The organism is Sporomusa acidovorans, from assembly GCF_900101845.1.
Lineage (GTDB): Bacteria > Bacillota > Negativicutes > Sporomusales > Sporomusaceae > Sporomusa > Sporomusa acidovorans.
The window spans coordinates 1-13,552 of record NZ_FNAM01000039.1; the positions used below are offsets into that span (position 1 = coordinate 1).

The 13,552-nt window shown below is 42.8% G+C and carries 13 protein-coding genes; 12 read left to right on the forward strand and 1 reads right to left on the reverse strand.

All coding sequences use genetic code 11. From position 1 onward, the window contains the following. Positions 1-133 precede the first annotated feature (133 nt). From BLR65_RS21295 to BLR65_RS21340, 11 genes are all read left to right on the forward strand, one after another. Complete coding sequence (locus tag BLR65_RS21295) at positions 134-2,461, forward strand: molybdopterin-dependent oxidoreductase (protein ID WP_093796200.1); 2,328 nt, start codon at positions 134-136, stop codon at positions 2,459-2,461. Next, positions 2,448-2,792 (forward strand): 4Fe-4S dicluster domain-containing protein, encoded by a 345-nt coding sequence (locus tag BLR65_RS21300; protein ID WP_093796201.1) that lies wholly within the window; start codon positions 2,448-2,450, stop codon positions 2,790-2,792. The genes BLR65_RS21295 and BLR65_RS21300 overlap by 14 nt, the downstream gene beginning before the upstream one ends. A gap of 39 nt (positions 2,793-2,831) precedes the next feature. Continuing rightward, positions 2,832-2,975, forward strand: a complete 144-nt coding sequence (locus BLR65_RS29975) for a hypothetical protein (protein WP_169716959.1) — start codon at positions 2,832-2,834, stop codon at positions 2,973-2,975. A 167-nt stretch (positions 2,976-3,142) separates the two neighbouring features. Further along, positions 3,143-4,705: an L-lactate permease gene (locus BLR65_RS21305; RefSeq protein ID WP_093796202.1), complete on the forward strand. Its 1,563-nt coding sequence runs from the start codon at positions 3,143-3,145 to the stop codon at positions 4,703-4,705. A 539-nt stretch (positions 4,706-5,244) separates the two neighbouring features. Continuing rightward, a complete protein-coding gene (locus tag BLR65_RS21315) occupies positions 5,245-7,224 on the forward strand; it encodes a methyl-accepting chemotaxis protein (protein WP_169716960.1) in 1,980 nt (659 codons plus the stop codon). 41 nt (positions 7,225-7,265) lie between these two features. Further along, positions 7,266-7,487: a hypothetical protein gene (locus BLR65_RS21320; RefSeq protein WP_093796205.1), complete on the forward strand. Its 222-nt coding sequence runs from the start codon at positions 7,266-7,268 to the stop codon at positions 7,485-7,487. A gap of 735 nt (positions 7,488-8,222) precedes the next feature. Beyond that, a complete protein-coding gene (locus tag BLR65_RS21325; protein WP_093796206.1) occupies positions 8,223-8,786 on the forward strand; it encodes an NADPH-dependent FMN reductase in 564 nt (187 codons plus the stop codon). Between the two features lie 780 nt (positions 8,787-9,566). Then, positions 9,567-10,988: an amino acid permease gene (locus BLR65_RS21330; RefSeq protein ID WP_093796207.1), complete on the forward strand. Its 1,422-nt coding sequence runs from the start codon at positions 9,567-9,569 to the stop codon at positions 10,986-10,988. A gap of 86 nt (positions 10,989-11,074) precedes the next feature. Then, positions 11,075-11,473 carry a hypothetical protein gene (locus BLR65_RS21335; RefSeq protein WP_093796208.1) on the forward strand — a complete coding sequence of 133 codons (399 nt, stop codon included), beginning with the start codon at positions 11,075-11,077 and terminating at the stop codon, positions 11,471-11,473. A 214-nt stretch (positions 11,474-11,687) separates the two neighbouring features. Beyond that, positions 11,688-11,831: a hypothetical protein gene (locus BLR65_RS29980; protein ID WP_169716961.1), complete on the forward strand. Its 144-nt coding sequence runs from the start codon at positions 11,688-11,690 to the stop codon at positions 11,829-11,831. 5 nt (positions 11,832-11,836) lie between these two features. Further along, positions 11,837-12,502, forward strand: coding sequence for a transposase (locus BLR65_RS21340; RefSeq protein ID WP_176772783.1), 666 nt, complete (start codon positions 11,837-11,839; stop codon positions 12,500-12,502). A 40-nt stretch (positions 12,503-12,542) separates the two neighbouring features. On the opposite strand, the gene BLR65_RS29200 is transcribed toward BLR65_RS21340, so the two are convergent. Next, the gene (locus BLR65_RS29200; RefSeq protein ID WP_143122626.1) at positions 12,543-12,752 is read right to left on the reverse strand and encodes a hypothetical protein; all 210 of its coding nucleotides are present in this window, start codon (positions 12,750-12,752) and stop codon (positions 12,543-12,545) included. A gap of 139 nt (positions 12,753-12,891) precedes the next feature. On the opposite strand from BLR65_RS29200, the gene BLR65_RS21345 reads away from it, so the two are divergent. Beyond that, complete coding sequence (locus BLR65_RS21345; RefSeq protein WP_093796210.1) at positions 12,892-13,485, forward strand: DedA family protein; 594 nt, start codon at positions 12,892-12,894, stop codon at positions 13,483-13,485. Positions 13,486-13,552: the final 67 nt, after the last annotated feature.

Below are 13,552 nucleotides of genomic sequence, written 5' to 3' on the forward strand. Positions count from 1 at the left end.
TTGGCATACATTTTGCAATATAGAAGAGCGGTTACAAAAAATACCCTTACTTGAAATTAGTGGAGCGGAATAAGCGAAGGGAAAGTTTGCGGTAGGACAGATGTAACCAAGAAGTACTTAAGGAGGGGAAAGCATGTCAGAAGAGTTTAACAAGGAGCTTTACAAAACAGCAGCCCGTTGGCAAGAAGGGGAATATGAAGTAACACGTACTGCGGTATGGACTGCACCCGGGTGCCATTGCAGCTGCGGCGTACTTTTGTACACTAAAGATGGCAAGCTGGAAAAGATTGAGGGTGACCCCAATTCACCGGTTAATCGTGGCAGATTGTGCTTGCGTTGCATCAACATGGTTGAGCAGGTGTACAGCCCTGAACGTCTAAAATGGCCGCTCAAAAGAGTTGGTGAAAGAGGCGAAAATAAGTGGGAACGTATAACTTGGGATGAAGCCTATAAGCTAATCGAAGAAAAATACTACGAACTCAAGAAAAACTATGGTGAGCAAACCATCGTTACCCTAGTTGGTACAGGCCGCAATGCTATGTGGCAGCCAGCTGTCATTACCCGTACTATTTTTGGCAGCCCGAACGTTTCCTTCGGATTCCTCAGTGCGGACTCTTGCTACCAGCCCCGGATGACTGCCAATCTGATCAAAGCCGGTGACTGCCTGATTGCAGACTGTTCACAGACCCACCCGCTGCGTGAAGCTCGTCCTGAATGGCAAAAACCAGAGGTAATTCTTGTTTGGGGCAATAACCCGCTTGTATCCAATGGAGACGGGTTCCTTGGCCACTGGATTGTTGACATGATGAAATTAGGGACAAAATTGATCGTTGTTGACCCTGCTTTGACCTGGTTGGCAGCCAGAGCCGAGTTATGGCTTAAGATTCGTCCGGGAACCGATGCTGCCCTTGCTCTTGGAATTCTCAATGTAGTAATTAACGAAAAACTTTATGATAAAGAGTTTGTTGAAAATTGGACATACGGTTTTGATGAGCTAGTTGAAAGAGTACAAGAATATCCGGTAGAAAAAGTGTCGGAAATTACCTGGATTCCGAAAGAACAGATTATCCAAGCCGCCCGTATGTATGCAAACGCCAAAAACGGCGCTATTCAATGGGGGCTGGCCATTGATATGCAAATGGCGGCAATGGAAGCTTCCTGCTTGATCACCGACCTGATGGCGATCACTGGCAACATTGACGTTCCCGGTGGTATGGTTTTACAACGCTATGCCTACAATCGTGGTAAAAAGTATGGCAGTGGCTTGGAAAACATCCCCGAAGAAATGCTTTTGAAACGGATCGGAACTTATGAGTCCCCCATCCATGAATCTGGTTATACACCGTTTATCCCGCCGGATAAACTTTTAGAAACACTGGAAAGCGGCAAGCCATACCCGGTGCAAATGCTGTGGATGCAAGGGACCAACCCCATTACCAATATGGCTGGTGAAGCTCCTCGTGTATATGCCGCTATGAAAAAAGTTCCTTTCAACGTAGTAGTCGACCTATTCATGACGCCGACAGCGGTTGCCTGTGCCGACTTGGTATTGCCGGTTGCCATGAGTGTTGAGCGTAATAGCTTCAGATCGTGGTGGACACCGTTACGCGCACTGACGAAAGCCGCTGACAGATACGAAGATACTAAAACGGATGAAGAGATTGTTCTTGATCTTGGTAAACGGATTCGGCCCGACCGGTTCGAACAATACAATACCGCCGAAGACTTCCTGGATGACTTCCTGAAAGATGACGAAGGCGTCGATTATGACTTTAAGGACCTTGTGGAGAAGGTACAAGACTGGTGGGACTGGGATTACACCTATAAGAAATACGAAAAAGGCCTGCTGCGTGCAGACGGTCAGCCTGGTTTCGTAACCCCGACCGGCAAATATGAAATTACGTCAACGTTATTTGATGTTTGGGGCTTTGATTCTCTCGGATTCCATATCGAACCGGCAGAAGGGCCCAATACCACGCCCGAGCTTATGAAAGAATATCCGCTCATTCTTACAACCGGTAATCGTCTCTGGGGCTGCTTCCACTCCGAGCATAGACAATTTCCCACGATGCGTGAAATTCATCAACAACCTATGATGGATATTCATCCGGAAACGGCGAAAGCGCTCGGAATTATCGAAGGAGATTGGGTATGGCTGGAAAACCGTCGCGGCAAATGTAAGCAAATAGCACGATTTAATGAAGGTCTTGATCCGAAAGTAGTTCGTGGTGAACATGGCTGGTGGTTCCCTGAAAAAGAAGGTGCCGAACCGGTACTGTTTGGCGTATTCGATAGCAATATCAATAACTTAACAACCATGGGGGTACATGGACCTACGCACTATGGCGCTCCCTATAAATCAACAATTTGTAAGGTATATAAAGTTACTCCGGAGAACGACAAAGTAACACCGTCGGCAATTGTGACCAAGATGGGAGGATTTGGCTATGTCAAAAAGTAAAGAGCGCTATGGATTATTAATTGATTATGAATATTGCACGAATTGCCATAGCTGCGAAGTGGCATGTAAGAAAGAATTGGGATTAGAGCCGGGGCAGTACGGGATTAAGGTTTTGGAAGAAGGCCCCCGTCAAAATCCTGATGGCAGTTGGGAATTAAACTACATTCCTGTACCCACTTCACTTTGCGATCTTTGCGCAAAACGGGTGCAAGAAGGCCGAAAACCGACCTGCGTACATCATTGCCAGAGCGGTGCTGTGTACTATGGTACCTTGGAAGAACTGGCTGAGAAAGCGGCTGAAAAACCTAGAATGGTTTTGTTCTCTAAATAAATATAAAAAATTGATAATTACTAAAAGGGGGGAACTTTTATGTGTTTTAGACCACCAGCATTAAACAAAATGATGACGCAGTGTCCAGCTTGTAAACAATTTAATCCACCCAAGCTTACCAAATGTAAAAAATGCGGTGCGGATTTGCCCAAGCCGGAAGAAACTGAAGAAAAAGCAAAATAAAAAAGTAGGCCGCGTGCGGGCTAGATGGACAGAAGGTTCGCCATTTCAAAAGAAAGGCGAACTTTCTTGTTAACCATAATATAAAAGAAATGTAGAGACGGAATCCATAAAAACCTCTATTCGCAACTATCTCTAGCTAAGCTAAAAGTTAAAAAGAGGGATGATATATGGCTTTGTTGAGCTTGTTAACATTGTTGCCGATTATTATAATTTTCTTACTGTTAACGTGGAAAAATGTCACGACCCACACGAGTGCCATTATTGGATGGGTGTTATGCGTTCTGGTTGGTTTTCTGTTTTTTCATACCCCGTTAGAAATGAGTATGCGTGCGAGTGCCGCAGGGATAATAGCTTCTTTCCCTATTAGTCTTATGGCGGTTACGTCCATTTTACAAATTAGTTTTATGGAGTCTACCGGTGCGCTAAGACGTATTGCTGTTTTTTTGAAAACATTAGCGCCTACTGATAAGCCCACACAGATTATGACTGTGAATCTTGGTTCAGGAATGATGTTGGTATCAGCAGGAGCGACACCGGTAACAGTTTTACCGCCTATTATGATGGCGATGGGTTATTCTAAATTTATGTCAATAGCCTTACCGGCCTTAGGCTTCGATGCGCTGTGTACTTATTCTATGTTAGGGGCTCCGTTGGTAACCTACTCAGATTTTACCGGCGTTCCATTAGCTGAGGCGGCCAAAGTATTTGCCCAATATCTGCCCTTGATATCCACGTTAATTGCATTTGCTATGATGTGGCTTGTAGGCGGCGTAAAGCTGATGAAAGAAGGTTTTTTCCCTTGCTTGCTAGCGGGACTCACCGCAGGATGTACTGCTGTTGCAATTGCCCACATCCCGGCCCTTAGCTCAGGTGTTGTGCTAACCGGAATCATTGCTGGTATTCTAGTTATGCTGGTAATGATGCTTTATCTTAAAATAATAGGCAAACCGATCATTGACAAAAGCCGATTGACATCGGAAGAGCAACAGATAGAACAGGAGATGTCATTGCTTACGGCGTTTTCCCCCTGGATCATTTTGATTGCATCCTTACTTATTGTCAACTTTTATAAACCATTAAATGACGTTCTCTTTAAAGATTTAGCCATGCCGGTTTCCGTAATACCAGGACAAGTGATCAAAATCAGGCCAATTTGGAACGCCTATACCTGGGTGTTAATTAGCACAATATTATCAGCCGTCTTTCTTAAACCCAAGCGTAAGACTGTTCAAGAAGCGGTAGCTAGCTGGTTGAGAAGGGCACCTAAACCGGTATTATCACTAGCCGTTTTCTTTATGTTAGGTTTGTTGATGAACAATACCGGTTTGGAAAATGTCGGCGGTATCTGGAAAGTTGTTGATCCCACCCATAACATGGTTTCTGTTTTGGCGTTAGAATCCGCCGAACTATTTGGTACTCTCTACCCACTCATTACTGCTCCGCTTGGCTTATTTGGCGGGTTTGTCACTTCAAGCGAGGCTTCGGCCTTGGCTATGTTTGCGAAATACAATGTAATGACTTCTGAATTAATAAAGGTAGATCCCCGGATAGTAACTGCTGCCACAGGTATTGGCGCAGGTCTAGCCAGCGTATGTTCTCCGGGAAAACTGCAAAATGCGGCCTACGTTATAGAAGCTTTTGGAGAAGAAAATAAAGTTATGAAAGCAACCTTTCCGATCTCCCTAGTGTTAGTAGTAATAACTTCTGTGATGTGTTACTTGTTGGCTTAAAAAACTATAACTCCGTTTAAAGGATAGGTAGCCAACCAAGATATTACCTAGTTCATTATTTCGTATATAACATAGTAAAGATCTCAACTTACGTCGACATGCCCATAAACAGCCTTTTTGCCCGAGATCTTTCGTATGTTATATATTCGAACTGCTTTCCGGACAGAACACAATGTTATTTCAGCAACAAACAATAAAGAATCATGAATAGAGGAGTGAGGGAATATTGTGTTGGGTCTGTAATCCAGCTTGCGGTAAATGTAAACCGCCACTAAAAATAGTCAAATGCTTAACATGCCAAACCCATAATATAGCCACCAACACAAAGTGCAAAAAATGTGGCGCAGATCTACCGGTATTAGTTAAGCAACCGCCTGTTTTGTGTTCGTATAGCGGATTGATGTGTGCTAATCCTTGCAACCGCCACAAAACAGTCCCCCAAAATGGTGTTACAAAACCCTGCAAGCGGAATACTCCCCCGGAAAAAATATAGGGCTTATGTAACCCAACAGAGTTTTGTAGCGGCAAAGGAGATAGTGATGAACAGTATCAAGACGAAACTGATGATTCTCGTTATTACGCTGGTTATAGTGGCTCTTGCTATATTGGCTGGTCTAAATTATTGGCAGGCAAAAAAATTGCTATCACAAGATATTGAAACAGAAATTGTTTCCCGAGTGCAGGATAATAGTAAAGACATCGGTGCTTGGCTGAATGTAACCATGACGGAAATGCAGACTATCGCGCGCTCGCCGGTCTTAATCAGCGGCGACCGGGAAGTCATTGCATCTTACCTTGGCGTAGAGTTAAAAAGAAACAAGATATATGAAAACATACTGTGGATTGATGATAAAGGAAATTATTTTGATTCTAAAGGTGAAACAGGAAACTTGGCCAATCGTGAATATTTTACATGTGGGATTAAAGGAGAAAGCGTAATTTCCGATCCGGTAATTTCCAAGGGTACCGGTAAAACGATTGTCGTTATGGCTAGCCCGATTCGCATCAATAACCGGATAATCGGTGTTCTGGCCGGACCTGTTAATATAGAGGAATTGGAGAAGCGCATCCTTAGTATCAAAGTTGGTAAGACAGGCTATGCTTTTTTACTGCGCTCTGATGGACTTACAATCGTTCATCCCAACAAAGAAGTTGAGAATAAGGTAAATCTGCTTACCGATCCTAACGCCAACCCTGCCTTACAGGCAGCAGAAGCAAAGATGGTTCAAGGTCAAGAAGGAATTGCCAGTTATGAGTATGCAGGTGAGAGCAAATACCTTGCTTACGCGCCAGTGCTGGGTACTAAGTGGTCCATCGGGATAAACGTACCGATGAGTGAGGTAAACGACAGATTAACCGTTTTCACGCAGACAGCAGTCATTACGATTATTGCTGTGCTTATGGTCACAAGTTTTATTGTGCTGCAAATTTCCAATCGTTTTGCTAGACCTATAAAAATACTGGAGTCAGCCGCAATCAATATTTCTAGCGGAGATTTAAGCGTAAGAAACATTGCCGTAACTTCACGGGACGAACTGGGACATTTAGCCAGAGCTTTTGAAATGATGGTTGAAAATTTACGTAATATGGTTTTGAAAATAAACGCTACCTCAAAACAAGTAGCCGCTGCTTCTGAGGAATTAAACGCTAATTCTGAACAATCGGCTCAAGCTGCCGGTCAAGTGGCTGGATCTATTGGTGAAACAGCTCAGGGAGCAATGCGGCAAGTGGATGCTGTTACTAAATCCGTGGATTTCATGACGCGGATCACCAGTGAGGCCCTATTACAGTCCGATAAAACCAGGAGTGTTGTGGATATCGCCGCTAAAGCGGTTGACGCAGCCAGTGCGGGTAACGCGGCGGTACATACCGCTGTTAGTCAAATGGATAACATTCGGCAAACTGTTGATCAATCATCGCAGGTAATTACTGAGCTAGGTGAGCGGTCCCAAAAAATCGGACAAATTATTGAAACGATATCAGGAATTGCCAGTCAGACAAATTTATTGGCATTAAACGCCGCCATTGAGGCGGCAAGGGCCGGTGAGCAAGGCCGAGGATTTGCCGTAGTAGCGGAAGAAGTACGTAAGTTAGCGGAACAGTCGCGGGACGCAACCAAGGAAATCTCTGAACTTATAGGTGATATTCAGGTTAATACGGATAAAGCCGTTGATGCAATGATTACTGGTATTCAGGAGGTTAAACGGGGATCGGATATCGTCGATGAGGCTGGCATAGCCTTCCGGAAGATCGATGAGTACGTCAAAGAAGTTGCAGCTATTGCTAAAGGGACTGATAGCGGGATGAATAGGCTGGCTGCCAATAGTAAGCAGGTACTTGAAGGGGTTAAAGAAATTGAGAAAATCAGTCGGGAGATTTCTAGTCAGGCGCAAACCATTTCCGCAGCAACTGAGGAACAGACGGCATCTGTAGAAGAAATTGCATCTTCAAGTCAAAGTTTAGCAGAATTCGCGGAACAGTTACAAAACGAAATTAATAAGTTTAGGATGTCAACATGAGTTAGTGTGCGCAAACTAGCAGATAAAAGAGGAGCGGTAGCATGGGCGGCAAAAATAAAATTACATTACCCAGACTGTTGGAATTGCTTGAAATTGAAGAACTTCCGGGTGGAAGACTGCTGGAAGCTTTTGTACTAAGTACTGCAACTAGGCTTATAGAAGAACACGGTGAAGATTGGATTCGGGAACAGCGGGTCAGATTAGTAGAGGAATTAGAATATATTATCAAACAGAATACCGGTGAAAAACAAATAATCCTATAATCCTATCAAACCAAGAGGCAAGAAGTAACCTGCTTCTGCCTTTATCATTTTGACAATATGCCGAGAAATCCCGTCTCGTCGGAAGGTTGTGGCGTAGGCAAACAGTTGACGAAAAAGGAACATTCCCCATTTGTCTAAACAAAGCAGGTTTTTTTGTAAGAGTATAGAATTATATTAAAATTAAAAGGTTGACTAAAAATTAAAATAAGTTTAACGTCAATTTGCATCTTTTCCTGTTTCTTTATCAAACAGGAAAAGATGCTTTTTAATTTACATGAACTTGTAAAAGTCGGGCTTATACAAGGTTTTAGCATCATAGAAAAATGTTTAAGATTGGTTGATGGACTTTTCCGTGGCGTGACAAAGCTACTTATTAAATTGCTAATGATTATATCGTTGTATAGTTGACTGTCTGCCAATCCGAATAGTCTATTGAGCTAAAGGTACACTCAGTTTGTAAAATTTATAAAGAAAGGTTGCGGTAATATAAATACACAAGATGATTGAAAATGCTATGTGATAATGTAGAGTAGACAGACAACAGCAGGAAGTCAAATTTAATTAAAGAATTGCTCGTGCTAGGGCGCCCAGCAAGACATGGGGACGGCGGATTTCTTGGATTCGCTCATGGATGAAATTTAAACGTTTTGTCCGTTTATGAGAAGGAGAACATTTCCTCTTGACGAAATATATTTGCAAACATCTATATACAAATAGAGGAGGATTGAGTTTAATATGGCAGTTACAAAGATTGGAGTTCTTATAGGCAGTTTACGCAAAGATTCGTTTAATAGAAAAATATATATGGCATTAAAATCTATGGTACCTGCATCTTTCGAAATGGAAGAAATAAAAATTGGTGATTTGCCAATTTACAACCAAGATTTTGATGATGAGGGTAACCCGCCTGAGGCCTGGTCAACTTTTCGAAAAAATGCGAAGGCTTTTGATGCGTTTCTTTTTGTAACGCCAGAATACAACAGATCAATTCCTGCTGTAATCAAGAATGCGATAGACGTCGGGTCACGGCCTTATGGCAAAAGTGTATGGGACGGAAAACCAGGTGCTGTTGTAAGCGTATCGCCAGGAAGATTAAGTGCCTTTGGCGCAAATCATCATCTAAGGCAGTCGTTGGTATTTTTGAATATACCAGTGATGCAGCAGCCTGAAGCCTATATTGGCGACGTTGCATCAATTTTTGATGATCGCGGTGCTATTACTGATGAGAGAACACGTGAATTTTTACAAAAGTTTGTCGATGCGTTTATTAACTGGATAAAAATAATTGCCTCTAAATAAATCGTGAAATTATTTTTGATGTGTAACCGTCCGAATAGGGCGGTTATATTTTGCAGGAATTAGTTTCTTTTCCCAAAAAATTAAAGCCGACTAAATTAGACGGTGCGTGTTAACACGGCATCCAAATGGAAAACAAACACGTTCACTATCTCTGTGAGGATAGCAGGATCTACGAAAATGGCACAAACGAGCGGCTCTTTTATTATCAGACACCTAATTAAAACCTGGGCAGTAAGCCCAGGCTAAAGAGGTTAGTCTCGGTGATAGATTTGATAGTGATGAAAAGCTTTTAACCCAACATACACTAGGGCACCTACAGCCAAGACTTTTAATAATGGTGAATCGCCACAGCAGCAATCGCGATGCAAATGATGATGATGACACATTATTAATCACCTCCTGGCTTAGCTTGCCACTAATATATAATAATTATTTCCGGAGATGTCCCAATTGACACTATGATGTATAGATAGGGCCATTAGGCGGATAATGACCCACGTCACAACGGCATGGGCCATTTTTTATGCTTTTTCATTCGTCTGTTTAATGAACTGTTTTTCGAAGTATATAGAAAGACTATTTTTTGCTGAGGGTCGGTATATTTTTGATTTGTTTTTTTTCAGAAGTACTTTTATATTATATTCCCTGGTATACGTACTTTTTCTTTGCTTTCATTCTGTAAATGTGTTATATTGTTAAACGGTATGAAAGCCATTTCGTGTCTTAGAATGAGTTCTAAAATATGCCACCATTAACCTCACTAGAAAAGAAGGTACTTACATGAATTTTTTTCGCACAAAATCCCTTTCCTCTTTGTCGGGGAATTGCCAGCAGCAAAACCTGAAGAAAAACCTTGGAGCCTTGGATATGGTATTGCTGGGTGTTGGCTGCATTGTCGGCACAGGTATTTTCGTTTTTACAGGTGTCGTTGCCGCTAAATACGCCGGCCCTGGTATTATTATATCTTTACTTTTGTCTGCTATTGCCTGCGCTTTCTGCGCGTTATGCTACTCCGAGATGGCCTCTACCGTACCTGTTGCCGGAAGCTCCTATACGTATGCTTATACAACAATGGGGGAAGTTTTTGCCTGGCTTGTAGGCTGGAGCCTTGTTCTGGAATATTCTCTGGCTGCCAGTCTGGTAGCTGCCGGTTGGTCAGCCTATACGGTCGGACTCTTTAAGTCAGCAGGTTTCGAGATTCCTAAAGCCTTTACCGCTGTTGCCGCTGATGGCGGCATGGTTGACGTACCGGCCATGCTAATTCTATTGTTCTTGAGTGTACTCTTAGTACGGGGTACAAAAGAAAGCGCCACTATCAATAAAATCCTCGTAGGTGTAAAACTAACGGCTGTGTTTATTTTTTTATTTCTGGCAGGTCCCAAAGTCAATCCAGTCAATTGGTCTCCTTTTTTGCCCTTTGGTTTTTCCGGAGTAATGACTGGCGCGGCAACTATCTTTCTGGCATATATTGGTTTTGACTGTGTAGCGACAGCCGCCGAAGAATGCAAACGCCCCAATCGTGACTTGCCTATCGGTATTATCGGTTCTCTTATCGTCTGCGCCATATTATATATGTTGGTGGCAGCAGTGCTTACAGGGGTAATCCCCTATCAAGAATTGAATAATGCTGAACCTGTAGCATTTGCTTTGCGCCAGATAGGGTACAACATCGGGTCGGCCCTTGTTGGCACCGGAGCCATTGCCGGTCTTACTACCGTGTTAATGGCTGTTATGTACGGTCAAACCCGTGTTTTTTTTGCCATGTCGCGTGACGGTTTGATCCCCGCCAGCATCTGTAAAGTTCATCCGAAATATGGAACTCCTCATATTATAACCATCGTATCCGGTATTAGTGTTGCTGTTATTGCCGGCCTGACTCCTGTCGATATTCTTGCTGAGCTAGTTAATATCGGTACTCTTCTTGCCTTTTTAACAACCGCAATTGGTGTGCTAATTCTGCGTAAAATCGCGCCGGGTGCCCATCGTCCCTTCCGCTGCCCGGCCGTCAATTTCGTAGCGCCGGCGGCTATTCTCTGCTGCGTCTATCTCATGTATAGCCTGCCTATTCAGACCTGGATTCGGTATTCAATATGGACAGCCGTCGGTCTAGTTATTTATTTTGGTTATGGCTATCGGCACAGTACCTTAGGACAAACAGAAAAAGATTCCGCAAAAGAGGAGACGTACTTAATTAGAGGGTAGAAAGGCATACAACTAAATAGTATTTTCAAATACAATTAAAACAAATTTGCCAGATAATAAAGAAAATGGAATAAGGGGGGATTTTAATGTCGATTTCGGCTGTTTCTTCAGCAACAAGTTTATATCAGAATTTATATTCTACCGGCACTAGTTCTGTAGGAGAACAAAGCGGTGTTGCCAATACTTCGGGTGTAGATACCGTGGAATTGAGTGCTGCAGGGAAAAGTGCCAGTGCGTCATCAGGTACCGGTGCATCCTCCAGTACGTCATCTTGCCCGTTAGGCAATGAAACTTGTACCGGCTGTGGGGTCTGTAAACAGATAGCGGCTAACGGCGCTCTTGCCGGCGTGAGTGGCACAAGCGGGATAAGCAGTATTACTGGTATAAGCAACACCAAAAACATAACTGACCAAGCAGATTATACAACTGATACGAATACGTTGCAGGCAATTAATTCTTATGAAAGCCAAATCAAATATCTGTAATCTTAAAAAACATCATATTTTCAGTTATAAAATTAGCAGGTTATTTGGCCAATGTCATTAAGTTAAGGAATTAATCAGGTCTCGCAAAAAGAACCGAGTACGAAAAAGCGTACCCGGTTCTTTTTTTACAAAAATGCAAAAAAAAAAGGTTGACAAGCAACCAAAAAAATGCGGCGAAGCCCCTTGAATGAATACATTTTTGGAGGCTTCGCTCATGAATTTTTTTGAAAACGTAAAAAAGGTACTGCTGGAAAAATACAGACAATGGCATCCTGTCCCGAGCCGTTTGTACGTAATCCTGGCAGCGATTTCACAAGAACGCGAAAGCTGGATTTTGAAACAACCATTCGATGTCTGATTGCCATGGAAAGCGGCAGCTTGAAAAAAGAACTGTTGGAACTTTTTCATTACCATCCTGACACCGCAACTGCCTCGGCCTTTAACCAGCAACGTAAAAAGATACTGCCGGAAGCGTTGGAATTTCTCTTCCAGGAGTTCAACAAAGCCTTTGCACAATTTCAAACATACCATGGATATCGATTGCTCGCCTGTGATGGCACCGACTTGAACATCGCACGAAATCCAAGGGATCAGGAAAATTATTTTCAGTCAAACCCCGGAGAAAAGGGGTTTAATCAACTCCATTTGAACGCACTGTACGATCTATGTAGCAGGCGGTATACGGATGCCGTCATACAGCCGGGAAGAAAAAACAATGAGTGCCGCGCCCTAGCGGACATGATCGACCGATGCGATGCCGGGCACAAGACGATATTTATAGCGGATCGCGGCTATGAATCTTACAACATCTTTGCCCACGCTGAACAACGGGATATGTATTATCTGGTGCGGGTAAAGGATATAGGACGCAACAATAGCATGACTTCCAGCTTTGGGCTGCCACAAACAGAGCAATTTGATACAGACGTGCATCTAACTCTGACCCGCAAACAGTCAAAACAAGCAAAGGCTTGTTCTGGGGTATATAAATTCCTCCCGAATAACAGTATAATCTCCCCTTTACTATAGCCTTTTTATTGGCAGATGGCAATCTGTCTTTTTGTGGTGCTCAAAAATAGACAGAAAAGACAGGGAGACTATTATTTCTCAATCTCGCTGTCTTTTCCGGGGCTTCTTTTCGTTTTGTTTTTCCTAACTTAATGACATTGGTTATTTGGCCTGCTTTTTTGTTTTCCTTTTTAGCAGCCTCTTGGCAAGACGGATTCCGGTTTGCATCAGCTTCTTTTTCAGCAGCTTTAGGAAGGGAAGAATTAAACAACTGTAGTTGTATGAAGTGAGTTAGTTTAGGTGGCTGTCATATGACGGAGGCGCTAGGGCGTTATGCAGGAACTTATTGTCAGTAACAGGGTTAATACTTACGATCAGTTCTAGGCATAATAGATTTGGGAGGGAATATTTTGTCTGAACGGATTTTCGAATTATTAAGCATCCTTGGTTTGCCCGGGGTATTTGTCGGCGTTTTTTTAGAAGCACTGGGACTGCCCTTTCCAGGCAGCATGCTGGTAGCTTTGGCAGGTTTTTTGTCAAAGCAGGGGCAGTTTAACATTATGCTGGCTTGCCTGGTATCTTTGCTTGGTTATTTGCTGGGATCAACTTCTGCCTTTATGCTGGGGCGTAATATTGGTGAACCTTTTATAAAGAAGTGGGGAAAATATATCAGTCTAACCCCTAAGCGTATGGAAAAAGCACAGGAACTTTTGGAGAAATCTGCTCCTGCTTATATTATTGGTGGGCGTTTTTTACCGACAGTAGGTAATGTTACGCCCTATATAGCTGGTATTAGTGGTATTTCGATTGTCAGATTTCTTTGCTATGATATGGTACATGCTTTTTTGTGGATAACAATCTTTTTGGGTGTTGGGGCCATACTGGGCAATGAATGGCCTAAGATAGTTACATATTCATGGTTTAAATGGGGGGCTATTGGCGGTGGTCTATTGATATTGCTTTATGTATTCAGAGATTTGCTTTTGCTTCACGGCAAAAAATAAGATTGTTTTTTAGCTCCTTCATGGAAGTTAAGAGTAAACTTGTAGGAAGGAAAGAAGAGAAGAGGGG